Raw genomic sequence first — 26885 nt, 5'->3', positions numbered from 1 at the left:
GCCGTCTTTCAGGGGGCGGCGTCGCGTCGCCAACCGGAGAATCGAGTCGCCGGTTGCCTGCAACGAGACCGCCCCGGCCGCCGTCAGCTCATCGCGATGACGGCGATCTCCACCAGCAACGCAGGCGACGCGAGCTTCGCTTCCACGGTCGCACGCGTCGGCGCGCAGCCTTCGGGAACCCACGCATCCCACACTTCGTTCATGCCCGCGAAATCACGCGCGATATCCGACAGCCACACTTGCGCCGACACGAGACGGGTCTTGTCGATGCCCGCCTTGTCCAGGAAGCCATCGATCTTTTCGAGCACCTTTGCCGTCTGCAGCTTGATATCGGGCGTCTGATCCGCGGACGTCTGCCCGCCGATGAACACGAGTCCCGCCGCCTTCACGACGCGGCTCATGCGCTGATTGGTGTCGATGCGAACGATATCGCTCATTACTTGTTCTCCTTACGAAAGGGTTGGGGAATACGGATCAGTGCGTGACGAGCGGCAACGCATCGGCGGCTGCCGACGTGGCGCGCGCATGGAAACGGTCGATGGCGAATGCATCGAGCGACAGCGACGGCTCGCCGTCGAGCATGAGTTCGGAGACGAGCTTGCCGCAGCCCGGCCCGAGCTGAAAGCCGCTGCCGCAATAGCCGAACGAGTAGTACAAATTCGACGCCGTGCGGCTTGCCGAAATCACCGGCAGTTCGTCTTCGGTAAATGCTTCGACGCCCGCCCACGCGCGATTCACGCCGAGATGACGCAGATGCGGAAAAAGATCCGTGACCGTCTGCGCGCTTTTCACGAGGCGCATGAAATCGACTTCGCCGTGACGGTTCGCCAGTTCCGCGATGCCGATCAGCTTGCCGCCGATCACGACCGTGCCGTTGTCGAATTGCTTGAAGGACAGCGGACGGCCCGTCGCGCCGAGCGTCGCGCGGCAGAAGGGCGCGACCCGGTGCGTGACCATCAGCATCAGGCCTTCGGGATGCACGGGCACCGGCTCGCCCGCCTGCTTCGACAACTCGCCGGACCACGCGCCCGACGCGATGAGCATCTTCTGCGCGCCGAACGTGCCGCGCGGCGTCTGCGCGAACCATCGCTCGCCGCGCTGTTCGATGCGTCTCACCGGCGTGCCTTCCAGAAAGCGCACGCCCAGACGTTGCGCCGCGAGCCTGAAGGCAGTCGTCGTGCGGTACGGCAACGCGTAGCCATCGCGCTCGACCCAGATGCCGCCGGTCACGTGCCTCGCGAGCGCCGGTTCCAGTTCGAGCACGGTTTCGCGATCGATGATCTTCTCGTGCGTGAAGCCATGCGACGCCAAAAGCGCGACGCGTTCGCGGCAGGTTTCGAGCTCGGCTTCCGTTTCCGCGATCTTCAGTTGCCCCGACGGCACGAAGCCGCCATCCTCGCCCAGCAGATCGGTCATGCCGTGCCATATTTCGCGCGACATCAGCGCGAGCGGAATTTCGGGCAGCGGACGCCCGAGCGTGCGCACGCCGCCCGCGTTGACGCCCGACGAATGACGCGCCACGTAATCCGCTTCGAGCACGATGACTTTCACGCCGCGCTTCGCCAGATGCAACGCGCTGCTGGTGCCGTGCAGACCGCCGCCGACGACGATCACATCGGCTTCGCTGATTTCATTCACCGGCGAGTTCTCCGAGCGTGAGCGGTTTGATCGGCGGGCGAATGCGGTAATAGCCGACCTCGGCAGGCGACACGCGCCGCGCATCCGCGATGACTTCCGTCACCGTCAGCCCGCACATGCGGCCTTGGCACGGTCCCATGCCGCAGCGCCCGAACGACTTCGCCTGGTTCGGCCCGACGCAGCCCAGCTCGACGAACTTGCGCAACTCGCCCGCGGTGACTTCCTCGCATCGGCAGACGATGGTTTCGTTCTTCGGAATGCGGTTCACATCGCGCGGACGATACAGCGAATCGAGGAACGGACGGATGCGCAGAGCGCCCGCGAGATCGCGCCTGAGCGCCATCGCTTCGAGATCGCGCTTGCGGGTATCGATCGCGCCGAGTTGCGCCGCCACCGCGACGCCCGCGAGCGCGCCCTGCAAGGCCGCCGCCTGCGCGCCGCCGATCCCCGCGCCGTCACCCGCGACGAAGATGCCGGGCACGTCGAGCTCGCCCCATGCGTCGGTCTTCGGCGTGAAGCAGAGTTGCGCGTTATCCCAGCGATGCGTCGCGCGCAACGCCTGCGTGAACTGCGTATTCGGCACGACGCCCTGATGCAGCAGAATCACGTCCGCTTCGATGCGGTGCGCCGCGCCCTGCGTCGTGAAGCCGAGCGCGCTCGCATGCTCCACGCCGTCGGCGCCGGTGCGCGATTCGACGCGCAGGTCGTCGGCGGCCTCGAACATCGGCACGCCCGCTTCGCGCAGCGTGCGCATCAACTGCAGTCCTTTGCTGAGATACGGCCACGCGCGCAAGGCCGACAGCATGTGACGCTTCGCGCGCCAGCGGTCTTCGTGGCGCGTCGTGTCGACGAGCGCGCGAATCGGCACGCCCGCGCGGATGTACTGCCAGCCGAGCAGATAGAGAAGCGGTCCGCATCCCGCGAGAATCGGCGGCGCGGCAGGCACTTCGCCCGCGCTCTTGAGCAGGATTTGCGCGGCGCCCGCCGTCAGCACGCCGGGCAGCGTCCAGCCGGGAATCGGGAAAGGCCGCTCCATCGCGCCGCTCGCGAGAATCACGCGCTGGGCGTCGAAGCTGCCGATCCTGCCGTCCTTCAGATAGTTGATGCCGCGCTCGCGCGTGACCTGCCACACGGTCGCGCCCGTCAGATGCCGCGCGCCCGATGCCGCGAACGCCTGGGCGATCGCGCCGCCCGCCGCGTAATCGGGACCGAGAATCTCCTTGCGGCGCGCGTCCGCCCGGCCGATGCCGCGATAGATCTGTCCGCCGGCGGCGTCCTGTTCGTCGATCAACACGGTCTTGAGGCCCGCGCGCGCGGCACGCGTCGCGGCGCTCATGCCCGCGGGACCGGCGCCGATCACGACGACATCGACAGCTTCGGCATGCGACGAAACGAGTTCAGCGGCCATGTGCGTTCTCCAGCGATGCGTCAGCGGTATCGGTGCCGATCGAAGGGGGCAGATCGCGCGCGCCTTCCTGCGACCGGATGCGCATGCCGGCTTTCACTTCGACCATGCAGCTCTGGCGGCTCGGCACGCCGTCGATCTCGACGAGGCATTCGAAGCACGCGCCCATCATGCAGTAAGGCGCGCGAGGTGCGCCCGAAACCGGCGTCGCGCGAAACCGCGACACGCCCGCCGCGAGCAAAGCCGCCGCGACGGAGCGTCCGCCTTGCACGGTTAGCGCCCGGTCGTTGAAGAAGATGTCGATGCTCGCGCCGTCCGCGCCCGGCAGCGGCTTGAAAAGCGTAGGTGTCGATGAAGTCATGTCGTGCGTGCTCAATGTGCGGAGATGAGTTCTTTGGCGTGCTCGAAGCGGCGCGCGGAGAAGGTGGGCAGTTCGTCGGGAACCGGTGCGCCGAGAATCCACGGGGCGACGCGCATGGCGTGCGCGGCGGCGAGCGTCACGCCGCTGTGGCAGGTCACGACGAACGCGCCGGGATGCCGCTCCGACTGGTCATAGACGGGAAAGCCGTCGGGGCTGTAGACGCGCAACGCGGCCCACATGCGGACGAGGCGCACATGCTCCAGCAGCGGGAAGGCGCGCACCGCACGCCGGGCGATATCGGCGAGGACGGGCGTGGTCGTGAAATCGTCGAAGCCCACTTCTTCCATCGAATCGCCGAATTGCAGGCTGCCTTCGTCGGTCTGACGCACGTTGAGCGTCGGATAGTGCAGGAACGGTGCGACGCGCTCGCTTACCAGCACTTGTCCGCGATTGGGCGCGACCGGCGCATTCAGCCCGACGAACGGTGCGAGCGTGCGATTGCCGAGACCCGCCGCCAGCACCACGCGTCCCGCGCGATACGTGCCGCGCTTGCCCTGCACGACGAAGCCGTTCGCTTCGGGCACGATGCGCTCGGCGCGCTCGCCGGAAACGAGGCGCACGCCGCGCGTCTGCATCGACGTATGAAGGCCGCGCAGCAGTTTCAGCGGATTCACATGGCCGTCCATCGGCGTATAGCTCGCGCCGATCACCTTCGGCCCGACTTGCGGAATGCGCTCGCGCACTTCGGCGCCGGTGAGGATCTGATACGGGTAATCGCCGAGTTCGGCTTGCAGCGTCGAAAGGCGCTTTTCGCGGTCGGCGAGTTCGGCGTCGTTGAAGCAGAAGTGGAAGCCGCCGGGCTGGCGCAGCGCCACATCGACGCCCGATTCGGCGTGAAGCGACTCCGCGAGCGCAGGCCAGCGCACCGCCGACGAACGCGACCAGCGCGCATACGGCGACAGGCCGTAGCCCTTGCCCTGAATCCACACGAGGCCGAAGTTGCCGCGCGAGGCACGCAAGCCGCCGTCGTCTTCATCGAGCACGGTCACGCGCGCGCCTTCGCGGGCGAGACCATAGGCGACGGCGGATCCGACGAGGCCGCCGCCGAGAACGAGTACGTCGGGACTAGCAGAAGTCATCGGGCTTCTCCGATCAGAATACGGTCGAGTCCGACCATGCGGTCGAGCAGAATCATCAGGAGCACCGTGCCGACGATCAGCACCGCCGAGACGCTCGCGACCAGCGGATCGATCGTCTGCGCGATCTGGTTGTACATGGCGACCGGCAGCGTCGTGGTGCCGGGCGTGGCGACGAAAATCGTCATCGTCAGTTCGTCGAAGCTCTGGATGAAGGACAGCACCCAGCCGCCCGCGACGCCGGTGCGGATCATCGGCAACACGACGCGGCGAAACGCGGTGAAGCGGCTCGCGCCACAGGACAGCGCCGCGCGTTCGGCATCGCGGTCCAGGCCGACCGCCGACGAGAGCGCGAGCCGCAGCGCATACGGCAGTACGATCACCACATGCGCGCACACGAGCGACCAGAACGATCCCGACAGGTTCAGCATCGACAGGAAGCGCAGGAACGCGATGCCGAGCACGACGGCGGGAATCATCATCGGCGAGAGGAAGAAGCTCGTGAGCGCGGCGCGGCCGGGAAAGCGGTAACGCGCGATCGCCAGCGCGGCCGGCACGGCGAGCAGTACGCCGATGGTCGCCGCCGCGAACGCGAGCTTGATCGACAGCCAGAACGCCGACACGATGTCGCCGTTCTCGATGATCGCGTGGAACCAGCGCAACGATGCGCCGTCGAAGGGCATCGAAATGAAGCCCTTGTCGGTGAACGAGACGAGCATCACCATGACGAGCGGCGCGAGAATGAAAGTCAGGAAAAGCGCGTTGAATACGAGCGCGAGCGGGCCGTTCTGCTTCATGTGCGTGTCCTCGCGGTCAGTCGAAAATGTGCTTGAAGCGGCGCTCGGCGAGACGGCTGCATCCCATCACGATGGCCACGTTCGCGATCAGCAGCAACACGGCGATGCTCGCGCCGAGCGGCCAGTTCAGCGTGCCGAGAAACTCGTCGTAGGCGGCGGTCGCGACCACCTTGAGCCGCCGTCCGCCAATGAGCGCGGGCGTAGCGAACGCCGACGCCGACAGCGCGAAGACGATGATCGATCCCGACAGCACGCCCGGCATGATCTGCGGCAGCACCACGCGGCGAAACACCTTGAGCGGCGATCCGCCGAGCGAGCGGCCCGCCCATTCCACTTGCGGGTCGAGCTTCTGCATGTTGGCCCAGACGGACATCACCATGAACGGCACCAGCACGTGCGTCAGCGCGATGATCATGCCGGTCATCGTGAAGACGAGGCGGATGGGTTCCTCGGTGATATGCAGGGCTTGCAGCACGTTATTGAGCACGCCGTTGTTGCCGAGCAGAATCTGCCAGCCGAGCGTGCGCACGACGACCGAGATCAGCAGCGGCCCGAGCACGATCAGCAGACACAGCGATTGCCACGGCTTCTTCATGCGCGCGAGGATGATCGTCTCCGGCACGCCGAGCACGATCGACAGGAGCGTCACGCCCGTTGCGAGGCCCGCCGTGCGCAGAAAGATCGTGCCGTAGTACGGGTCGCTCACGACTTCCCAATAGTTCGACAGCGTGAACGCGCTGGTGATGCCGGCCGTATCGCTGAAAACGCGGAAGGAGAGGACGAGCGTGAGGATCAAGGGCACCAGCAGCAGGCCGGTGAACAGCAGCAGCGCGGGGCCGGACAAGAGCCACGGCGCAGCGCCGGGGCGAGCGTCGTCAAGCGTGGCCATGCAGCGTCTCCTTGCCGTCTTGCGTGAGCACGCGCAGGTCGTCGTCGGTCCAGTCGAGACCCACTTCGTCGCCTTCTTGCGGCGGCGGCGCGCCGTGGTTCGGCTGCGCGATGCGCAACTTGCCGAGCGCCGTCTCCACTTCGAGCAGCCATTGATTGCCGATGAACACACGCGTCGCGATACGTCCTCTGATGCGCGCATCGCCGTTGGCGAGATGCACTTTCTCCGGGCGAATATAGACATTCACCGCGCCATCGACGTGACGGCCTTCGTGCGGCACATGCAGTTCCGTCCCGGCGACGTTCACGACCGCGCAACGCGGATTGCGCTGCAGCACTTCGCCCGCGAACGCATTCGTGCGGCCGAGAAAGGTCGAAGCGAAGGGCGTCGCCGGACGCTCGTACGCATCGTAGGGCGTGGAGAGTTGCGCGATCTTGCCGCCATGCATCACCGCGATGCGGTCGCTCATGGTCATCGCTTCGACCTGATCGTGCGTGACGAGGATCGTCGTGATGCCGAGACGCTTCTGGATCGCGCGCAATTCGATGTGCATTTCCTCGCGCAGCTTCGCGTCCAGATTGGACATCGGCTCGTCGAGCAGCAACAGTTCCGGCTGCATGGCGATGGCGCGCGCAATCGCCACGCGCTGCCGCTGCCCGCCCGACAGTTCCTTCGGATAGCGATGCCCGAGGCCCTTGAGCCGCACCAGAGCGAGCGCCTCCTCGATGCGCTCTTCGCGCTCGCGGCGCTTCACCTTGCGCATCTCCAGCCCGAAGCCGACGTTGCCCGCCACCGTCATGTGAGGAAACAGCGCGTAGCTTTGAAACACCACGCCGATGCCGCGCTTCTCCGGGCGCTCGTTGGTGATGTCGCGGCCATCGAGCAGGATGCGGCCGCTCGTCGGCGTGACGAAGCCCGCGACCATCTGCAGTGTCGTGGTCTTGCCGCAGCCGGACGGACCGAGCAGCGAGAGAAATTCGCCGCGTTCGACGGACAGATCGACATGTTCGATCGCCGTGAAATCGCTGTAGCGTTTGGAGATGCCCTGAAGCGTCAGGAATGCCATGCGCGTGACTCCTTCGACAGATGCGGATGCGCGGCTTTAGCGCTCGACCGAACGGTTCCAGCGTTCCGTCCATTCCGTGCGATGCTGGTTGATCGTCGCCCAGTCGACGGCGGTGAGCTTCGACACCTGCTCGGGACCGTAAGGCACGCGCGCGGCGACTTCCGGCGCGAGCTTCACGGTCTTGTTGACCGGCCCGAGACCGATGTTCTGCGCTTGCAGCAGTTGCACTTCGGGCGTCAGCAAGTATTGAACGAATTCCTGCGACAGCTTGGGCTGCGCGTTTTCCGCGAGCACGCACGCCGCCACTTGCAGCGCGACCGCGCCTTCCTTCGGATAGACGAACTTGAGCGGAAACCCGGTGTTCTGCAACGCGACCGCGCGACCGCTGCCGTAGGGCGCGAGAATCACGTCGCCGGATTGCATCTGGCCATCCATTTCGCCGGGCGTCGGGGCCCACGAGAGCACATTGGGCGCGACTTGCTTGGTCATCGCCGTGAAGCCGGGGTCGATGTTCTTCTCGCCGCCGCCCGAGAGACGCGCGAGCATCACGAGGGTATGCAGGCCGTAAGTGTTGGTGATCGGCGGAACGCCGAGCTTGCCCTTGATGCGCGCATCGGTGAGCACTTTCCACGAGTCCGGCGGCGGCAGGCCGGCCTTCTTGAACGCTTCTTCGTTATAGCCGATGCCCGTCGCCACCATGCCGACGCCGATCGCCGTCGGGCCGAGTTTCGCGAGCGGATACACGTCGTTCATGATGGGCGCGTCGTCGAGCTTCGCGCACAGGTTCATCTGCATGGCCTGATACATCGGGCCGTCGTCCATCACCGCGACATTGATCTGCTGATGGCCCTTTTGCGCCTGCAACTTCGCGAGCGTGTCGCTCGAATTGCCCGCCACATAGACGACCTTCACGTTGTGCGCCTTCTCGAACGCCGGAATGATTTTCTGCCGATACAACTGTTCGTTCGAACCGCCGACATTGGCGACGTACAGCGTCGTGTCGGCCTGCGCGAGCATCGGCGCGGCAACGGCCGCCGAGAACGCGAGAGCGGCGATGACGCGACGTGCGGGAAGAGCGGACGGACGGCGATGCAACGCTTTTTTCATGACGAGGATCTCCATTGCGGGGGCGTGGGCGGGTGGGATTTGGAAGACATCTGGCCCATCGACGGATCGAGTGTCGCGCTGTCAATTCATATCGTCCAATACAAATAAAATACCTACCTATACATGGTTGATATACATTTCATCGTGTCATGGTGACTACTTAAGGGAAAGCGCGCATGAACCTGAAGCACATCGAGGCGTTTCGCGCGGTCATGGTTTCCGGGTCGATGACGGCCGCGGCCAAGGCACTCTTCACATCGCAGCCGAACGTCAGCCGGCTCATTTCGCAACTCGAACGCGACACCGGTTTGCAGCTTTTCCAGCGCAGCGGCGTGCGTCTGATTCCGACCAGCGAAGGCACCGCGTTCTTTCGTGAAGTGGAGCGCGCGTTCGTCGGCTTGCAGGGTCTTGCGAATGCGGCGGCGCAGATCCGCAATCTCGGCAGCGGGCGGTTGCGCATCGCGGCGATGCCATCGGCCGGCATGACGCTCGTGCCCCATGCGATCAAGCGATTTCATGCGCTGTTTCCCGACGTGACGGTCTCGCTGCATGTCAATACGTCGGGGACGGTGAATCACTGGACGGCATCGCGCTTTTGCGATCTCGGGGTCGCGGTGTATGTGAGCGAAGCGTCCGATTGCGAGGTCGAGCAGTTATCGAACGTGGCCGCCGTGTGTGTGATGCCGGCGAATCATCGGCTCGCGGCGAAGCGCAACATTCGGCCGAAGGATCTCGAAGGCGAATCGTTCATCTCGCTCTGTCACGGCGATGGCACGCGCGCCGTGATGGATGAAGTCTTTCAGCGCGCGGGCGTGCAGCGCGTGCTGGCCATCGAGGCGCAATACACGGCCATGTGCTGCGAGATGGTTCGGCACGGCATGGGCGTGACGCTCGCGCATCCGATCGTGGCGCGAGACTTCGTCGGACCGGACATCGTCATCCGGCCGTTTCAGCCGGTCACGCGCTTTCCGACGTATCTGCTGTTTCCGCCGCATCGGCCGCGTGAGCGGCTTGCATCCGCGTTCGTGGAGGTCCTGCGCGAGCTGCACGACGAACTGCTCGATGGGATCGTCTAGCCGTCGAACGGTGCTCATCGGCTCGGCGTATTCACCGCAATCCTTTCACGAAGTACGCGGTCGCCTTTCGCAAGAATCTCGATACGGGGTCTTGCACTGTCCGGCCACGCCGTGACGGCGTTTGGCTCCGCGGCACGCGGCATGCTGGCAATCAGCATTCCAGAAAGGAGATTCCATGAACACCACACCGACTGCGACGGCCCTGGACGTGGGCGCGCCGCATGCGCAGCGCGTCGCCTGTACGCTCTCGATCAACGGCGGGACGCAGACCTTCGACATCGAGCCGTGGACGACGCTGCTCGATCTTCTGCGCGAGCGGTGCCAGCTCACCGGCACGAAAAAGGGCTGCGACCACGGGCAGTGTGGCGCTTGCACCGCGCTCGTCGATGGCCAGCGCATCAATACGTGTCTCGCGCTCGCCGTTTCATACGACGGCGCGGAAATCACGACAATCGAAGGGCTCGCGAGCGGCGACACGCTGCATCCGATGCAGCAGGCGTTCATCGACTGTGACGCGTTCCAGTGCGGCTACTGTACGCCGGGCCAGATCTGCTCGGCGGTCGGCATGCTCGCGGAAGGACATGCACACGACGCCGCGGAAGTGCGCGAGGCGATGAGCGGAAACATCTGTCGATGCGGCGCGTATCCGAACATCGTGCAGGCGATTCTGCAAGTATCGAGCGCGAACGGCGTCGATGAGACCGCCGTCGAGAACGGGGAGACGCACTCATGAACCGGTTCTCCTACACGCGCGCGAACGATGTCTCCGCGGCGCTCGAAGCGCACCGCGCACCGTCGGCGCCGTTTCTCGCGGGCGGCACCAATCTCGTCGATCTCATCAAGGAAGGCGTCGCGCGTCCCGAGCGGCTCGTCGATATCCGCCGCCTGCCGATAGCGGCGATTCAGCCGAGCGCGGACGGTGGCATCGAAATCGGCGCGCTCGCCACGAACAGCGCCGTGGCCTACGACGAACGCATCCAGTCGCGCTACCCGCTGCTGTCGAAGGCGATTCTGTCCGGCGCTTCGGCGCAGATTCGCAATGTCGCGACGGTCGGCGGCAATCTCCTGCAGCGCACGCGTTGTCACTATTTCTACGACACCGCCACGCCATGCAACAAGCGCCGGCCCGGCAGCGGCTGCGGCGCGATGAATGGCGTCAACCGCATTCATGCCATTCTCGGCGCGAGCGAGCATTGCATCGCCGTTCATCCGTCCGATATGTGCGTGGCGCTCGCCGCGCTCGACGCCTCCGTGCGCGTGACAGGCGGCGAAGGCGAGCGCGTCGTGCCGTTCGACGCGTTTCACCGGCTTCCCGGCGATGCGCCGCATATCGATACGAACCTGCGCGACGACGAGATCATCGTCGCTGTCACGTTGCCCGCCGAGGGCTTCGCCGATCGCTACGCCTACGTCAAGGTACGCGACCGCGCGTCGTTCGCGTTCGCGCTGGTGTCGGTCGCGCTCGCGCTCAAGCTCGACGGCACGCGCATCGAAGCGGTCCGCTGCGCGCTCGGCGGCGTGGCGCACAAGCCGTGGCGCGATCGCGATGCCGAAGCCGCGTTGCGGGGCAAGACGCTCGACGCTACGACGGTGCGCGATTTCGCGAGCGCGATGATGCGCGACGCGCGCGGCCTGCCCGGCAACGCATTCAAGATCGAACTGACCGCGCGCGCCATCGAGCGCGCTTTCGAGCAGGCATCGGGGATCAGCCTCGCCGCCAGAGAGGACGACGCATCATGAACTTTCCAAACGAACTGGAACGCATCGCCGAACGGGGCGCGCATGTCAGCGGCAAGCCCGTCAGCCGGGTCGACGGCAGGAAGAAGGTGACGGGCGAGGCCCGCTACGCAGCCGAATTTTTTTCCGATGCAATGACCTACGGCTTCGTGCTCCCGAGCCGCATCGCGAGCGGGCGCATCGTGTCGATCGAGTCGCGGCGCGCGCTGGAATTGCCGGGCGTGCTGATGGTGCTCACGCACGAGAACCGGCCCGAACTGCCGCTGCGCGACGCGGCGTGGCAGGACCAGTCCGCGCCGGGCGGCATGCCGTTTCGGCCGCTCTGGGACGACCGCATCTGGTACAGCGGCCAGCCGGTCGCGCTCGTCGTCGCGGAAAGCCATGAACTGGCGCGTCATGCCGCTTCGCTGATCGAAGTCACCTACGAGCGAAGCAGCCACTGCACGGATCTGCGCGAGGTGGAAGCCGAGAGCTATCCGCCATCGACCGAAAAGGGCGGCTTCGAGCCTCCGCCGCCGCCTCGCGGCGATGCCGACGGCGCGCTTGCCGCAGCCGCCGTGAAAATCGACAGCCGCTATTCGACGCCGGCCGAGTATCACAACCCGATCGAATTGCACGGCTGCACGGTGATTCCCGAAGCCTCCGGCAAGTTCGTCGTGTACGAGAAGACGCAGGGCGTGCTCAACACGAAGCAGTATCTGACGAAGCTCTTCGGCTTCGACGACGACGCGCTCGAAGTCGTCTCGCCGTTCGTCGGCGGCGCGTTCGGCTCGGCGCTGCGTCCGCAATATCATCTGCCGCTTGCCGTCATGGCCGCGCGCGATCTGAAGCGGCCCGTGCGTCTCGTGCTGACGCGGCAGCAGATGTTCACCTTCGCGCATCGGCCGATGAGCCTGCAACGCGTCGCGCTCGCCGCGAATCGCGACGGCAAACTGCAGGCGGTCATCCACGAGGCGGTGTCGGAAACCTCGCAATACGAGGACTATTGCGATGTCATGGTGAACTGGGCCGGACAGCTCTACGCGTGCGACAACGTGCGGATGGACTACAAGGTGAGCAAGCTCGACGTGCCGACGCCCGCCGACATGCGCGCGCCGGGCGCAGCGCAGGGGCTCTTTCCGCTCGAAATGGCGATGGACGAGCTCGCCGAGGCGCTCGACATGGACCCGCTGAAGTTGCGCCTCATCAACTACGCGGAGCGCGACGGGAACAAGAACCTGCCGTTCTCCAGCAAGGCGCTGCGTCAGTGCTTCGAAGAAGGCGCCGCGCGCTTCGGCTGGGACAGGCGCCCGCTCGCGCCGCGTTCGATGCGCGAGGGTAACGAGCTCGTCGGCTGGGGCATGGCGACGGGCATCTGGGACGCGATGCAGAACGAGGCTTCCGCGCTCGCGCAAATCGGGGCGGACGGACGTGTCGTCGTGGCGAGCGCCACGGCGGACATCGGCACCGGCACCTACACGGTGATGACGCAACTCGCCGCCGATGCGCTCGGCGTGCCGCTCGAGCACGTCGATTTTCGTTTGGGCGACAGCCGTCTGCCGAAGGCGCCGCTCGAAGGCGGATCGTGGACAGTGTCATCGGTCGGCAGCGCGGTGCACGCGGCCTGTACGCGTTTGCGCGGGAAGCTGACGGCGCTCGCGGCGGAACACGGCGGCGATGCGTTCGCTCGCGCGCAGCCCGACACGATGCAACTCGACGGCGAATACGTCGTTTGCGGCGAGGGCAAGGCGCAACGCGTGTCGCTGCGGGAACTGATGACGCGCGCCGGCCTCGACACGCTCGACGCGCAGGTAACGGTCACGCCGCACGACAGGCAGCAGTCGTATTCCATTGCCACGCACTCGGCGGTATTCGTCGAAGCGCGCGTCGATGCCGCGCTCGGCACGGTGCGCGTGACGCGCGTGGTCAGCGCGGTGGCGGCAGGACGCATCGTCAATCCGAAGACGGCGGCGAGTCAGATATCGGGCGGCGTGGTTTGGGGCATCAGCATGGCGTTGCACGAGCACGGGCAGTTCGACCACGAGCTCGGCCGGCAGATGAACCACAACCTGTCCGAATACCACGTACCGGTGAACGCGGACATCCACGACATAGATGTGTTCTTCGTCGACGAGCATGACGACATCGTGAATCCGCTCGGCGCGAAGGGCGTGGGGGAGATCGGCGTGGTCGGCGTCGCGGCGGCGGTCGCCAACGCGATCTGGCATGCGACGGGCAAACGCGTACGGGATTTGCCGATCACGCTGGAGACAGTCTTCGCATGATTGGCAGGCCGGCGATCCTCGCATGGCAGAAACCGCCGCGAAGCCGCTTTCTGCAGACAATTGTGCGACGGCGCACGTCAGGCCGGTGCGCCGAGCGTTAAGTTAGCGCTTCCAAAACTGATGCGTCCCAGCGCCGCGGTGGTCCGCGATGTCTCGGGGCAACGGACATGGCCCTCGTCAAGATCACCGCCCGCGAACTGCAAATTGGTACGCCGCTTCCGTTCGCCGTGTATTCCGCAGCCGGCAAGCTCCTTTTGGCGCGAGGATATCGGGTTCAGTCGGAGAGCCAGCGCGACCGGATTCTGGCGGCCGGGGGCTTGCGCAGCGAGGATGCGGTGACGAGTGCATCGAGCGAAAGCGCACCCCGGCCAGCCGGAATACTCATCTCGACTGCCAAACATGAAGAGGAATCGGGCGAGGCCATCCTCGACGAGCCCATAGCGAACACTGGAATGCTGCCGAAGACGCTGGACAGCATCCAGGTGACGGTCGACGGAAGCGGAACGCTTCGTTGTCAGACCGACTTCGTTGGTTCCATTACCGGCCGCGCGCTGCTCGTGACCGCTACGGACGGACACGAGTTGTTCGAAACCGGCGCCGAGGTCGCTTGCAGTGCGCTCAGAGGGCGTCACATCCATCAGTTTCGCAGCACCGTGATCGGACGAAGCGAGACGCCGGTACGCGTCATCTATCTCGCATGGCCCGAGTCCGTGAAGACTCAGGTCGTGCGCAACCATGTGCGCGTTTCGACGGAGATGCCGGGACGGCTCATTAGAAACGACTGTATCGCCGCCGGGTTCGACATTTCGGTCACGAACGTGAGTCTGGGCGGAGTCGCCTTCCGTGCCTCCGACGCCCTCGTCAACGTCGCCGAACACTTCCGGTTAGGACTGCGCCTGCGCGCCGGAGGTAAGTCTCACGCGGTCGTGTTCAACTGCATCGCGCGCAATGTCAGGCGCGTCGACGGCGGCGTCCTGATAGGCGCCGAGTTCAGCAGCCAACAGGCGGATACCATGGCGCTTCTGAGGCATCACATGTTCGAAGCCGCAACGGGCAGTGCGGCGCAGTTGCGCTGAACACGACGCGAATCGCGGAGCGCCGCCGACATCGACGTATCGCGCCGCCTGGGTCATCGATGAATGATGCGCGTCGCCCGAAACGGCCGACGAGCCTTGCCGCTCGTTCGCATCGGCATGAAACCAATGCAGGGCTTTTCGGTCGACCCTATGTCGATCGATAACGCGCGTCACTGCGCACGTACCTGGAAAGGCGAACCATTCACATCATGGACAAAAGAGCACTCATCATCGGAGCCACCGGCATCGTCGGCGGCAATCTGGCCGACCATCTGCTCGCATCCGGCGACTGGCACATCACCGGACTCTCGCGCGGACGTTCCGCCTTGCGTGACGGTGTCGAATCGATTACGGCGGATCTCACATCGGCCGAATCGGTGCAGCGCGCGTTGAGCGGGAAGCAATTCACGCATGTGTTTTTCACGGCATGGTCGCGACAGGCGACGGAGCAGGAAAATATCCGCGTCAACGGCGCGATGGTTCGTCATGTACTCGAGGCGCTCGGACCTTCCGGCACGCTGAAGCACGCTGCGCTCGTCACAGGGCTCAAGCACTATCTGGGGCCGTTCGAAGCCTATGCGAAGGGCAGCGTGCCGCTGACGCCGTTTCGCGAGGAGCAGGGGCGGCAGGACGTCGATAACTTCTACTACGAGCAGGAGGATCGACTGTTCGACGCCGCCAGGCAGTTCGGTTTCGGCTGGAGCGTTCATCGTCCGCATACGGTCATCGGCTTCGCGGTCGGTAATGCGATGAACATGGGCGTGACACTCGCGGTGTACGCGACGCTCTGCAAGGCGAGCGGCGCGCCGTTCATATTTCCCGGGTCCGCAGCCCAATGGAACGGCCTTACCGACATGACGGATGCCCGCCTGCTGGCGCGTCATCTGGAATGGGCGGCGACGTCACCGAACGCCCGCGACGAAGCATTTAACGTGGTCAACGGCGACGTGTTCCGTTGGAAGTGGATGTGGTCGCTCGTCGCGAATTACTTCGGAATGGAGCCGGTGGAATTCGACGGCACGATGCGTCCGCTCGAAGATCGCATGCAGGATGCGGGCGAGGCGTGGCGTGAAATCGCCGCGCGCCACCATCTTGCCGAAGCCGATATCGGCAAGCTCGCGTCCTGGTGGCACACGGACGCCGATCTGGGGCGGCCCATGGAGGTGCTCACCGATATGAGCAAGAGCCGTAAGGCAGGCTTTCTCGACTATCAAAGCACGCCCGACTCTTTCATTGCGCTATTCGATCGTTTGAAGACGCTTCGCATCATTCCCAGCTGAAGCGTCCGATATGCCGGACGTCTCGTCGTCCGGTACAAAACCGCACCGAGCGTCCTGGTACTTTCCCTTACCGAATAGCTCAGTCCACATCTGAATTGCCATAGGCAATATCGCTATTGCATTCATTGCATTGCCAGAGTGTGCGCGGAATCGTATCTTCGTCTCCATTCGAGGAGACATGTATGAAGATCGCATTTCTGGGCGCGGGCGCGCTGGGCTGCGCCATCGGCGCCGCGTTGACCGAAGGGGGTCACGAGACGTGGCTCGTCGACAAGTTCGCGGCGCACGTAGAGGCCATGTCCCGCGACGGCCTGCAAGTCGACGACGAACGCGGCACGCGCCGCGTCAAGGTGCGCGCGACGATGAACCCCGCCGACGTCGGGCCGGTGGACGTCGTGATCGTACTGGTCAAATCCTTCCACACCGATTCGGCGATGCGCGGCGCGCTCGACCTCATCGGCCCCGAGACCCTCGTGCTGTCCCTTCAGAACGGCCTCGGTCACGAAGACGTGCTGAGCGATATCGTCGGACGCGAGCGCGTGCTTGCGGGCAAGACCTACGTCGGTGGCGTGTTGCGCGCACCGGGACACATCCAGTCCGGCGTAACCGGAAAGATCACCATCATCGGCGAACTCGACGGCCGCGTGACGCCTCGCGCCCAAGCCGTGGCGGAAGCGTTCGACAGCGCGGGGCTCACGACCACGGTCAGCGACAACATCCTCGGCACGATGTGGGACAAGCTGCTGATCAACGTCGCGACCGGTGCCATCACAGGCATCACGCGTTTGACGTATGGGCAGCTTTACAGCGAACCGGTGCTGAAGGCGACCTCGCTTGCCGCCATCGAGGAAGCGATGGCCGCGGCGAAGGCGGCCGGTATCGAACTTTCCATCACGCGTGCGGAAGACGCCTGGAACATGGCCGCCGAAGGACTGCCGGCCGCGTTCAAGACCTCCATGCTGCAAAGCCTGGAGAAGTCGTCCGTCACCGAAATCGACTTCATCAACGGCGCGGTCGTGCGATGGGGCGAACGGCTCGGCGTGCCGACGCCGGTGAATTCGACGCTCGTGGCGTGCATAAAAGGCATCGAGCGTGGCATGACCGACCGCCAGAATGAGGAGCGCGCGGCATGAGCGCAACCAAAGCCTATCTCGAACACGTCGCGATCTGGGTGAAGGATATCCACTGGCACATTCGCTTCTTCGAAGAAGTGCTCGGCATGACCATGCGCGAAGTGGACGGCCCGCGCGACGAGCCGCGTCAGTACTGGACACTCGGCGGACTCCAGTTCATCAGCGATCCGACTTACGACGGTCCCGAAGGCCGGCTCGCGCATCTGGGCGTGATGTGCGAGGACCTCGAAGCCGCGCTCGCCGCCGCGCAGCCGTTCGGCGTCACGGAGATGACGCAGGGCCGCAACTGGCTGCGTCTGCCCGACGGGCTCGCCGTCGAACTCATTCAGGCAAGACCCGCCACATGCGTCGCGCAGGCGCTGTCGATCAATCCACGCGCGGACGCGTGAGCATGAGCACCATCAACATCACCGAGAAATACTGGGACGATGCGCAGGAAGGCGACGCGTGCGTCAGCCCGACCTACACCGTCACGAAGGAACGCATTCTCGCTTACGCCGATCTCACGGGCGACCATACGCCGGTGCATGTCGACGAGGACTATGCCAACGCGAGCCACTTCGGGTCGATCGTCGCGCATGGCCTGTTCGGGCTGTCGATCGCCGATGGCCTCAAGACACAGAGCGACTATCGCTTCCTGCCGGGCATGTCGCTCGGCTGGACGTGGGACTTCGTGCTGCCGATCAAGGTCAACGACGTGCTGCATGTGAAGTTTCGCGTGACGTCCATGCGCGCGAGCAAGAGCCGTCCGGGCTGGGGCATCGTCGTGTTGCCGTCCGAACTGATCAACCAGAACGGCGAAGTCGTTCAACGCGGCGAGCATCGTCTGATGGTCCCGCGCCGTCCGGGAGCCTACTGATGCAAGCCCGTCCCCTCGAAGGCTTTCGCGTCGTCGACTACAGCCACTTTCTCGCCGGTCCCTATGTCGGACGCTGTCTCGCCGCGCTCGGCGCCGAAGTCATCAAAGTCGAGCGTCCCGGCAGCGGCGATGCAGGCCGCCAGCACGCGACGATCCTCGACGACCAGCAAAGCGCCTACTTCCTCCAGTTGAACATGGGCAAGCGCGGCGTGAGCGTCGACATGAAAGATCCGCGGGGCAAGGCGTTCATGCAGCGCCTGTGCGATTCGGCGGATGTGTTCATCGAGAACTATCGCCCCGGTGCGCTGGATAAGCTCGGCCTCGGCTATGCCGCGCTCTCCGAGCGCAATCCGGGTCTCGTCTATTGCTCGATCTCGGCGTATGGTCACACGGGTCCGGACGCGCATCGCGCAGGCTTTGGGCTGATCGCGGAAGCGAAGAGCGGCATCATGCAGATGATCGGCAACCCGGGGGAACCACCGCCGCTCATGCGGATTTCGCTCGGCGACATGTACACCGGCATTCATGCGGTGGCCGCGATCAACGCTGCCTTGCTCGGCCGCGTGAAGAGCGGACGCGGCCAGCATATCGACATGGCGCTGTACGATACGCTGTTCTCGATGCACGAATATGCCGTCCAGTGCTACACGATGCAGGGCGTGGTCCCCGAGCAGACCGGCCATGACATGCCGACATCGACTTTATACGGCGTGTTCCGCGCAAACGATGGCGACCTGGTCATCGCCGCGCAGGTCGACGAGTCGTGGAAGCGCTTCGCCGCGGCCGTCGAGCAAAATGGCGGCCCCGCGGGCTTCGCGACCGATGCGCGGCTGCACAGCCTGAACGGGCGCAATGCGAACCGCGAGGCCATTCTCGCGGTCGTGAAGCCGTGGGTCGCTGCACGCAACGTCGCCGATGTGCTCGCGCTGCTGGACAGCGTCGATGTGCCTTGCGCGAAGGTGCAACGCATCGACGAGGTCGTGGCCGATCCGCAGATCGTCGCGCGCGGCATGGTGATCGAACAGGAGCATCCGCGTCTGGGCACGCTGCGTCTGCCGAACCTGCCGTTTCGCTTCTCGGACTGCGATACGTCGATTCGCGAGGTCGGCCCCGATCTCGGGCAACACAACGAGGAAGTCGCGCGGTCGCTGGGCTTCAGCGCGGCCGAGATCGATGCGATGCAGACCGACGGCGTGCTGTTCTCGAAGCCGGGGGCATGATGAGCGATCGATACGCGGTCATCGGCAATCCGATCGGGCACACGAAGTCGCCGTTGATCCACGGCTTCTTCGCGCAAGAGACCGGCCAGGACATGAGCTATGGGGCCATCGAAGGGCCTGTGGAACCTGCCAGCGGCTTCTCCGATAGCGTCAAGCGCTTCATTGCAGCGGGCGGCCGCGGCATGAACGTGACCGCGCCGTTCAAACTCGCTGCATTCGCCATGTCCGATGAGCGCAGCGAACGAGCGCAGCTCTCGGGCGCGGTCAACGCGATGAAGTTCGAGGGCGGCCGAATCATCGCCGAAAACTTCGATGGCGTCGGACTCGTGCGCGACATCGAAGTCAACCTGCATCAGCCGATGGTCGGCAAGCGCGTGCTGATCCTCGGCGCGGGCGGCGCTGCGCGCGGCGCGCTGCTGCCGTTCGTCGCGGCACGGCCTGCCGAGCTCGTCGTCGCCAACCGGCATGTGGACAAGGCGCGTGCGCTTGTCGAACAGGTCGCCCGATCGAACACTGCTGGCGGATCGCTCACCGCGTGCGGGTATGCGGACCTGGCGGCACTGGGGCGCTTCGACCTCGTCATCAACGCGACATCCGCGAGCCTGACCGGGCAACTGCCGCCGGTGCCAGCGAGTGTCTTCAGCGCCGGCGGAAGCGCCTATGAACTCGCTTACGGGAAGGGGCTCACGCCTTTCTTGCGGCTGGCGCGCGATGCAGGGGTGGAAAGTATCGCTGACGGCGTGGGCATGCTGGTCGAGCAGGCTGCGGAGGCGTTCGCGTGGTGGCGGGGCGTGCGTCCAGAAACGCGCGCGCTCATCGAGCGGCTGACCGTTCCGCTCGATTGATCCGGCGAAAAGAGGCGCAGCGGTCGAGAAGACATCGGTGGAATGAACATTAACGGTCTGCAATTTGACTCGGACGAAAGAATGAAAACGTTTCTTATGCTGCATGGTGTCAACCACAACATGTTCGGCAAGCGAGATCCCGTTCAGTACGGCACGGCCACGCTCGCCGACATCGATGAGAAATTGCAGGCGCTCGCGAATCAACTCGGCGTAACGGTCGAAAGCTATCAGAGCAACAGCGAGGGCGACATGTGCGAACGCATCCATCAGGCGTTTGCCGACAAGGTCGATGGCGTGCTCATCAATGCGGGCGCATGGACGCATTACAGTTACGGCATCCGCGATGCACTCGCCATTCTGACCGTGCCCGTCGTGGAGATTCATATGTCGAACATCCATGCACGCGAGGCTTTCCGTCATCATTCGGTGTTCGCGGAAATCGTCAAGGGGCAGATATGCGGGTTCGGTATCGAAAGCTATTCCCTTGGTCTGCGCGCGGCGGTGTCCGCGGCAGCGTGACAAACAAAGTCAGGTCCGGTGTGCGTCATCTCTGATGCAATGGTCACAAGAGCGACATTGCGTTCTACAATGGATGCATGACCACGCCCGATCTGCCCGACCTCAAGCTGCTTCAGCTCTTCGATCTGCTCTATGACGTTCGCAGCGTCACGCGTGCAGCGGAGCAGCTTGGACAGGCCCAACCGACCGTTAGCATCTGGCTCGCGCGCTTGCGCGAACATCTGCAGGATCCCCTTTTCATTCGCACGCCAGGCGGCATGACGCCCACGCCTCAGGCGGATGCGCTGATCGGTCCGTGCAGGGAAATCCTCGAGTCGCTTCGCAGATTCTCGTCGTGGGAGATTTCTTTCGATCCGGTCACGGCGAAGCGACGGTTTCGCATCTGCATGACCGACGCGAGTCATATCACCTTGCTTCCGCGGATGCTGGCCTATGTGCGCGCCAAGGCACCGGGCATCCGTCTGGAGGCGGCGCGGATCGACGGCAACACCGAGCGCGCGCTCGAATCTGGCGAGGCCGATCTGGCGATCGGTCATGTTCCGTGGCTCGGCGGCGGAATGTATCAGCAACAGCTCTATATGCAGGATTGGGTGTGTCTCGCCAACCCGGACCATCCGCGCGTCCGCGCGAAGCTGACACTGAAGCAATACCGCAGCGAAGGGCACGTCATCATCGCCGCAGGCACGGGTGCGCAGTTACTCGAACAGGCATTATTGCGCGATGGAATCGAACGTGATGTCGTGCTGGAGCTTCCGGGAATGCTTGGGCTTGGATCGATTGTCAAATCAACCGACCTGATCGCGACGCTGCCGCGAAACATTGGAGAAACCTTGGCAAAAGTGAATGGCCTTGCGGTTCACTCTTGCCCGTTCCCGGTAGAGAAGTTCGCGGTACGGCAGCATTGGCATGCGAAGTATCACGACGAAGCGGGAAACCGCTGGCTTCGCTCTGTCGTCGCTGAGCTGTTCCTCGCGAAAAACTAGACGGGCGAATAGCAATCGTCGTTCCGCCGGGCGCAGGAACAACGGTTGCAGCAAATTCCTCTCCGGGGCGGCGTGCCCTGCCACGACCTAGGAGACGAATATGGCTCACTTGTGCGACGTATGCGGCGCACGGCCCGCGACCGTGCGCCTCGCAGTGCTGCGCAACGGCCGCCGTCACGTCATCGACGTGTGCGATTTTCACTATGCGCAGCTCACGCGGCACCAGCGCGCGCTCTCGCCGCTCGAATCGCTGTTCATGGGCGGCGCGCCCGGCGAGGCGTCCGCGCCCGAAAGTGCCGCACAGCAAGAACCGCGCGATGCCGGTGTGCGGCGCAACGAAAACGAAGGCGCGAACATCGACCGATACTTCAGCGACGGCGCGAAAGAGATGCTGATGCGCGCCGCCGAGCGCGCAGTGCAATCCGGCTGCTCGCAGGTCGACACGGAACATCTGCTCTACGAGCTTGCAAACAACGCCGTCATCGAGTCGATTCTCAAGAGCATCGGCATCGATGCGGCCGAAGTCCGCGGCTTCATCGACGCCAACGCGCAACGCCGCGAGCGCGCGAGCCCGCCGCCGGACGGCATGATCGCCGTGTCGCCTCGTCTGAAGAGCGCGCTCGACCGCGCTTTTCTCGCATCGCGTCAGCTGCGGCATAGCTACGTCGCGCCGGAGCATTTGCTGATCGGCCTTGCCGATGTACCCGACAGCTTCGCGGGCCAATTGCTCGGCAAGCTCGGTGTCGATCAGCAGGCGCTCAGGCAGCAGACCGCGCAGACGGTCGGCGCGGGCGGACCGCCGCGCGGCGACGGGCCGCCGTCACGCACGCCGCATCTCGACAAGTTCAGCCGCGATCTCACCGCGCTCGCACGTGAAGGGCATCTCGACCCCGTGATCGGACGCGCGCGCGAAATCGAAACCATGGTCGAAGTGCTCGCGCGCCGGCGCAAGAACAATCCGGTGCTGATCGGCGAGCCGGGTGTGGGCAAGACCGCGGTCGTCGAAGGGCTCGCGCAGCGCATGGTCAACGGCGATGTGCCCGAGTCGCTCCGCGACAAGCGCCTCGTCGAGCTGAACATCAACTCGCTGGTTGCGGGCGCGAAGTATCGCGGCGAGTTCGAGGAGCGCGTGAAGCAGGTCGTCGATGAAATCACCGCGAATCGCGAGAAGCTGCTGCTGTTCGTGGATGAAGTGCATACCATCGTCGGCGCGGGGCAGGGCGGCGGCGAAGGCGGACTGGATATCGCCAACGTGTTCAAGCCGGCGATGGCGCGCGGCGAGCTGAACATGATCGGGGCGACCACGCTTGCCGAGTATCAGAAGCACATCGAAAAGGACGCGGCGCTCGAGCGGCGCTTTCAGCCGGTGCTGGTCGCGGAGCCGACCGTCGCGCAGACCATCAATATCCTGCGTGGACTGCGCGACCGGCTCGAAGCGCACCACAAGGTCACGATCCAGGACGATGCGATCGTCGGCGCGGCGGAACTGTCGGATCGCTATATCACGGGGCGCTTTCTGCCTGACAAGGCGATCGATCTCGTCGATCAGGCCGCGGCGCGCGTGAATCTGTCGGCCACATCGCGCCCCGCCGATATCCTCGAACTGGAGTCGGAGCTCGCGCAATTGCGACGCGAACAGGACTATGCGGCATCGCGCAAGCAGTTCGACCGCGCGCATGCTTTGGACAGCGAGATCGCGCAGAAGGAAAAGCAACTCGGCGATGCCACGGATAGCTGGAAGCAGCGCGTCGGCACGAACACGTCGACGGTGACGGTCGCGCACGTCGCCGAGATCGTCGCGACGATCACCGGCATTCCCGTGACTCAACTGACCGAGGAGGAGCGTGCCCGTCTGCTGCAGATGGAAGAGCGCCTGCACAAGCGGGTGATCGGGCAGCAAGAAGCGGTCGTTGCGGTGTCGGACGCGGTGCGGCGCGCACGTACCGGCTTGCAGGGCCGCAACCGGCCGATCGCCGTGTTCCTGTTCCTCGGGCCGACGGGTGTGGGCAAGACGGAGCTTGCGAAAGCGCTGGCGGAAGTCGTCTTCGGCGAGGAAGACGCCATGCTGCGCGTCGACATGAGCGAGTACATGGAGCGTCACGCGGTGTCGCGGCTCATCGGCTCGCCGCCGGGTTATGTCGGCTATGACGAAGGCGGGCAATTGACGGAGCGCGTGCGGCGTCGGCCTTATAGCGTGATCCTGCTCGACGAGATCGAAAAGGCGCATCCCGATGTGTACAACGTGCTTCTGCAAGTCTTCGACGACGGGCGCCTGACCGACGGCAAAGGCCGCGTGGTCGATTTCAGCAACACGCTGATCATCGCGACGAGCAATCTCGGCTCTGACGTGATCGCCGGTCAGAAGCGCGCGACGCTCGGATTCACGACCAACGCGAGCGATGCGGACGCATCGGTTCAGAATGGCGTGATGAGCGTGCTGCGCCAGCATTTCAGGCCCGAGTTCCTGAACCGGATCGACGACATCATTCTGTTTTCCTCGCTCGGCCGCGATGAGGTGCGCCAGATCGTTCGGCTGATGCTCGATCAGGTGCAGCGCCTCGCGCACAGCCAGGACGTCGTGCTGGAGTTCGACGAATCCGTCGTCGATCATCTCGCGGACGTCGGCTACCGTCCCGAGTTCGGTGCGCGCGAACTGCGTCGGCAGATCAGGCAGTCGATCGAAAACCAGTTGGCGAAGGAAATGCTCAAGGGCGACGTTACCGAGGGCGCACAAGTGAAGTGCCACTACGACGCGGAGAACAAGCGGCTCGCGTTCGATGTGAAGCGCGCGGGACTGGCGAATCAGGCGGGCGAGGGCACGCCGCCCACACCTTGACCGCGAGCATCACTACGCCAAACCTCGCGTCTTTCAAGCCGACGGGCGACGGTCGCGTCATGATGCGGCAGGGTTATCCCCGATCCATTCGGAGAGAAAACATGTAATCATATATATGAATTCGATGGAGACGATCATGCAGGCCGATGGCCGCTTACCCCGTTATCAGCGCCTGCGGGATGAAATGGTTGCCCTGATCGCGGCTCGTGAATGGCGCCCGGGCGAAGCGATCCCGACCGAGCAGGCGCTTTCTCAAAGCTACGGCCTTGCTGTCGGCACAGTGCGAAAGGCCGTCGATCTGCTCGTCGCGGAAGGCATGCTCGAGCGCTTTCAGGGAAGAGGGACCTTTGTACGGCGCGCGAACTTCGACGGCTCCCTGTTTCGCTTCTTCCGCTTTCAAACACGGCAAGGCGAACGGCGCATTCCGGAGAGTCGCATACTGCGCCGGGACGTGGTCGATGCGCCATCGGCGGTAGCCGCGAGACTGCAGATATCGAGCACGGCGCGCGTGATCCAGATGTCGCGCGTGCGGCTGATCGACGGCGTTCCGATGCTCGCTGAAGAGATCTGGTTGCCCTACGCACGTTTTGCGGCGTTTGCGAAGATGGACGTGGGCGAGATCGGCGACCTCCTTTACCCGGTCTACGAGACGCAGTGCAATCAGATCGTGGCATCCGCCACGGAAACCCTTACCGTCGAAGCCATCGGCTCGCGACACGCGAAGCTTTTGAACATCGAGCCGGGGACGCCTGCCGTGGTCATCGAGCGTCTCGCCTTCGGCTACGATCGGCAGCCGCTCGAGTGGCGCCGTTCGCGCGGACCCGCCAGCGAATTCATGTATCAGGCGGAGATCCGCTAGCCAAAGAACCGCGATTGGGAGACGGCATGCGCAACCGGTTCAGGGCCGTTCGCCTGAAGCCGACGCGACCATGCTTCCCTTTCCGAGCACGATCGATTCACGAGCACGCTCGGCAAACCATTCCAAACCTAAGATTCATTCCATGACCAGTCTAGATATCGATTTGTTGCTGACCGCGCTGATCAGCGTGGTGCTGCTTGTCGCGCTCATCGTGTCGCGCATCAAGATGCATCCGCTTCTCGCTTTGCTCGTCGTTTCAATCGGCGTAGGGTTCGCAACCGGCATGGAGCCGGGAAGCATCGTCAAGCATCTGACCAACGGCGCGGGCAAGACGTTGGGCGCGGTGGGCGTCGTCATCGCGCTGGGTGCGATGCTCGGCAAAATCCTCGCGGATGCGGGCATTACCGAGCAGATTGCCGAGGCCATTCTGAGGCGCGCCTCCGACCGTATGATTCCCTGGGCGATGACCCTCGTGGCTTTCGTGGTGGGCATTCCGATGTTCTTCGAAGTAGGGCTGGTCGTCATGCTTCCCTTGATTTTCAGCGTGGCGCGCAAGCTGGAAAGCCATGCCCGGTTCAAGGGCTCGGCCTATGTGTACGTCGGCGTGCCCGTGATTTCGGCTCTTGCCGCAATGCACGGCATGGTGCCGCCCCATCCGGGTCCTTTGACGGCGATCGCCACGCTCAAGACTTCGGTGGGGCCGACCATGCTGTACGGCTTTCTGGCGGCCATTCCCGCGATGATTCTGGGCGGCCCGCTCTATGGCGCGTTCATCTCGCCGCGCATGAGCACCAGGCCCGATCAGGCCTTGCTGGACCAGTTCACCGTCGTCGAACAGTCCGACAATGGCCACCGCGCCGGGGTCGGTCTCGGCGTGCTGGCGGCCCTGTTGCCCGCCATCCTGATGCTGGTTCATGCGGTGGCGGAGATGGTGTTGCCGAAGAACGCACCGATGCTGCACGTTGCCAGCTTCCTCGGCAATCCGCTGATAGCCATGCTGCTGGGCGTACTGTTCGCAGTTGCGGCGCTGGTCCTCGCCCGGGGCGGCGATGCCGAAAAGCTGCGTCACGCGCTCGGCAACAGCCTCAAGCCGATTGCTTCCATCATCATGATCATCGCCGGCGGCGGCGCGTTTCAGGAAATGCTGACCAGTGCGAAGGTGGGTGAGGCGATCGTGCATCTGACGCAGCACTTCGCTTTTCCCCCGCTGATCCTCGGATGGCTGATCGCGATGTTGCTGTCCGTGTCTACCGGATCGGCGACGGTGGGAATCGTCGGCGCGGCGGGTCTGCTGGCTCCGCTGGCCGGCGCCGATCCGAGCCTTAACCTGCCTTTGCTGGCCTTGTCCATCGGCTGCGGTTCGCTGTTCTTCAACTATGCGAACCACGCCGGCTTCTGGATGGTGAAGGAATCGTTCGGCATGACGATGGGCGAAGCCACCAAAACGATCTCGGTGGTTCAATCCATCGTGGCTGTGGTTGGCCTGGTGATGGCGCTGATCTTCAACGCGGCAGTCCACGTTGGCTGAACTGCAGGGAACACGCCGGCAATCAGTCATCGGAGCGCTGACGACTCCAGACGAAGCGCGTGATCACCGCGCGTGCGCAGCTTCGTGACGGCCACGGCTACAACCGTGCCCAAAGCCCAGCCTAGGGTGGCCAAGCTGCCTAGGCCTCGCAGAATGGCAAGGGCGAAGGTCCAGGGATTGTCGCTGCCGATGTTCGGACCGCCGAAGCGAGCGCGTTGAAACTTTCGTTGCGGCACAGGCTCGTTGTCGTCGATGGTTTCGCAAGTCAGTG

25 protein-coding genes are annotated in these 26885 nt (G+C 64.4%); 16 read left to right on the top strand and 9 right to left on the bottom strand.

Annotated features, from left to right (window positions below; translation table 11 throughout):
- Positions 1 to 83: 83 nt before the first annotated feature.
- From LDZ23_RS21740 to LDZ23_RS21700, 9 genes are read right to left on the bottom strand one after another with little or no spacing between them, the layout of a single operon-like run.
- On the bottom strand, positions 84 to 437 hold the full coding sequence (locus LDZ23_RS21740) for a RidA family protein (RefSeq protein WP_008348087.1): 354 nt from the start codon (positions 435 to 437) through the stop codon (positions 84 to 86).
- 37 nt (positions 438 to 474) lie between these two features.
- A complete protein-coding gene (locus LDZ23_RS21735; protein WP_008348086.1) occupies positions 475 to 1638 on the bottom strand; it encodes an NAD(P)/FAD-dependent oxidoreductase in 1164 nt (387 codons plus the stop codon).
- Positions 1631 to 3046, bottom strand: coding sequence for an NAD(P)/FAD-dependent oxidoreductase (locus LDZ23_RS21730; protein WP_008348083.1), 1416 nt, complete (start codon positions 3044 to 3046; stop codon positions 1631 to 1633). Before LDZ23_RS21730 ends, LDZ23_RS21735 begins: the two co-directional genes overlap by 8 nt.
- Positions 3036 to 3404: a (2Fe-2S)-binding protein gene (locus LDZ23_RS21725; protein WP_033536269.1), complete on the bottom strand. Its 369-nt coding sequence runs from the start codon at positions 3402 to 3404 to the stop codon at positions 3036 to 3038. The genes LDZ23_RS21730 and LDZ23_RS21725 overlap by 11 nt, the downstream gene beginning before the upstream one ends.
- Positions 3405 to 3415: 11 nt before the next feature.
- Positions 3416 to 4543, bottom strand: coding sequence for an NAD(P)/FAD-dependent oxidoreductase (locus tag LDZ23_RS21720; protein ID WP_008348080.1), 1128 nt, complete (start codon positions 4541 to 4543; stop codon positions 3416 to 3418).
- Positions 4540 to 5337, bottom strand: a complete 798-nt coding sequence (locus LDZ23_RS21715) for an ABC transporter permease (protein ID WP_008348078.1) — start codon at positions 5335 to 5337, stop codon at positions 4540 to 4542. Before LDZ23_RS21715 ends, LDZ23_RS21720 begins: the two co-directional genes overlap by 4 nt.
- A 16-nt stretch (positions 5338 to 5353) precedes the next feature.
- Complete coding sequence (locus LDZ23_RS21710) at positions 5354 to 6226, bottom strand: ABC transporter permease (protein ID WP_008348076.1); 873 nt, start codon at positions 6224 to 6226, stop codon at positions 5354 to 5356.
- Complete coding sequence (locus LDZ23_RS21705; protein ID WP_008348075.1) at positions 6213 to 7292, bottom strand: ABC transporter ATP-binding protein; 1080 nt, start codon at positions 7290 to 7292, stop codon at positions 6213 to 6215. The genes LDZ23_RS21710 and LDZ23_RS21705 overlap by 14 nt, the downstream gene beginning before the upstream one ends.
- A 36-nt stretch (positions 7293 to 7328) precedes the next feature.
- The gene (locus LDZ23_RS21700; RefSeq protein ID WP_008348073.1) at positions 7329 to 8399 is read right to left on the bottom strand and encodes an ABC transporter substrate-binding protein; all 1071 of its coding nucleotides are present in this window, start codon (positions 8397 to 8399) and stop codon (positions 7329 to 7331) included.
- 176 nt (positions 8400 to 8575) lie between these two features.
- Here LDZ23_RS21700 and LDZ23_RS21695 point away from each other — a divergent pair, with 176 nt between their 5' ends.
- The 16 genes from LDZ23_RS21695 to LDZ23_RS21620 all read left to right on the top strand — a co-directional run bounded on the left by LDZ23_RS21695 (position 8576) and on the right by LDZ23_RS21620 (position 26614).
- Positions 8576 to 9475, top strand: coding sequence for a LysR substrate-binding domain-containing protein (locus tag LDZ23_RS21695; RefSeq protein ID WP_008348071.1), 900 nt, complete (start codon positions 8576 to 8578; stop codon positions 9473 to 9475).
- 175 nt (positions 9476 to 9650) lie between these two features.
- Positions 9651 to 10208 carry a (2Fe-2S)-binding protein gene (locus LDZ23_RS21690; RefSeq protein ID WP_008348069.1) on the top strand — a complete coding sequence of 186 codons (558 nt, stop codon included), beginning with the start codon at positions 9651 to 9653 and terminating at the stop codon, positions 10206 to 10208.
- The gene (locus LDZ23_RS21685) at positions 10205 to 11215 is read left to right on the top strand and encodes an FAD binding domain-containing protein (protein WP_008348067.1); all 1011 of its coding nucleotides are present in this window, start codon (positions 10205 to 10207) and stop codon (positions 11213 to 11215) included. Before LDZ23_RS21690 ends, LDZ23_RS21685 begins: the two co-directional genes overlap by 4 nt.
- Complete coding sequence (locus LDZ23_RS21680; RefSeq protein WP_008348065.1) at positions 11212 to 13476, top strand: xanthine dehydrogenase family protein molybdopterin-binding subunit; 2265 nt, start codon at positions 11212 to 11214, stop codon at positions 13474 to 13476. Before LDZ23_RS21685 ends, LDZ23_RS21680 begins: the two co-directional genes overlap by 4 nt.
- Positions 13477 to 13643: 167 nt before the next feature.
- The gene (locus tag LDZ23_RS21675; RefSeq protein WP_008348063.1) at positions 13644 to 14552 is read left to right on the top strand and encodes a PilZ domain-containing protein; all 909 of its coding nucleotides are present in this window, start codon (positions 13644 to 13646) and stop codon (positions 14550 to 14552) included.
- Between the two features lie 209 nt (positions 14553 to 14761).
- A complete protein-coding gene (locus LDZ23_RS21670; protein ID WP_008348061.1) occupies positions 14762 to 15832 on the top strand; it encodes an SDR family oxidoreductase in 1071 nt (356 codons plus the stop codon).
- A 182-nt stretch (positions 15833 to 16014) separates the two neighbouring features.
- Entirely contained in the window at positions 16015 to 16965 is a 951-nt protein-coding gene (locus LDZ23_RS21665; protein ID WP_008348060.1) for a ketopantoate reductase family protein, read from the top strand.
- Complete coding sequence (locus LDZ23_RS21660; protein WP_008348059.1) at positions 16962 to 17354, top strand: VOC family protein; 393 nt, start codon at positions 16962 to 16964, stop codon at positions 17352 to 17354. Before LDZ23_RS21665 ends, LDZ23_RS21660 begins: the two co-directional genes overlap by 4 nt.
- A gap of 2 nt (positions 17355 to 17356) precedes the next feature.
- A complete protein-coding gene (locus LDZ23_RS21655) occupies positions 17357 to 17824 on the top strand; it encodes a MaoC family dehydratase (RefSeq protein WP_033536206.1) in 468 nt (155 codons plus the stop codon).
- Positions 17824 to 19044 carry a CaiB/BaiF CoA transferase family protein gene (locus tag LDZ23_RS21650; RefSeq protein WP_008348055.1) on the top strand — a complete coding sequence of 407 codons (1221 nt, stop codon included), beginning with the start codon at positions 17824 to 17826 and terminating at the stop codon, positions 19042 to 19044. Before LDZ23_RS21655 ends, LDZ23_RS21650 begins: the two co-directional genes overlap by 1 nt.
- Positions 19044 to 19889, top strand: a complete 846-nt coding sequence (aroE, locus tag LDZ23_RS21645) for a shikimate dehydrogenase (RefSeq protein ID WP_008348054.1) — start codon at positions 19044 to 19046, stop codon at positions 19887 to 19889. Before LDZ23_RS21650 ends, aroE begins: the two co-directional genes overlap by 1 nt.
- Positions 19890 to 19970: 81 nt before the next feature.
- Complete coding sequence (aroQ, locus tag LDZ23_RS21640) at positions 19971 to 20408, top strand: type II 3-dehydroquinate dehydratase (RefSeq protein ID WP_033536205.1); 438 nt, start codon at positions 19971 to 19973, stop codon at positions 20406 to 20408.
- A gap of 77 nt (positions 20409 to 20485) precedes the next feature.
- Positions 20486 to 21391 (top strand): LysR family transcriptional regulator, encoded by a 906-nt coding sequence (locus tag LDZ23_RS21635; RefSeq protein WP_008348049.1) that lies wholly within the window; start codon positions 20486 to 20488, stop codon positions 21389 to 21391.
- A gap of 100 nt (positions 21392 to 21491) precedes the next feature.
- Positions 21492 to 24227, top strand: coding sequence for an ATP-dependent Clp protease ATP-binding subunit (locus LDZ23_RS21630; protein WP_008348047.1), 2736 nt, complete (start codon positions 21492 to 21494; stop codon positions 24225 to 24227).
- Positions 24228 to 24363: 136 nt separating this feature from the next.
- Positions 24364 to 25086, top strand: a complete 723-nt coding sequence (locus LDZ23_RS21625) for a GntR family transcriptional regulator (protein WP_008348046.1) — start codon at positions 24364 to 24366, stop codon at positions 25084 to 25086.
- Positions 25087 to 25228: 142 nt separating this feature from the next.
- Complete coding sequence (locus LDZ23_RS21620) at positions 25229 to 26614, top strand: GntP family permease (protein ID WP_008348044.1); 1386 nt, start codon at positions 25229 to 25231, stop codon at positions 26612 to 26614.
- Positions 26615 to 26885 lie beyond the last annotated feature (271 nt).

The sequence above is a fragment of the Caballeronia zhejiangensis genome (assembly GCF_022879815.1).
GTDB lineage: Bacteria > Pseudomonadota > Gammaproteobacteria > Burkholderiales > Burkholderiaceae > Caballeronia > Caballeronia zhejiangensis.
This window is presented reverse-complemented; position numbering and strand designations above follow the sequence as displayed.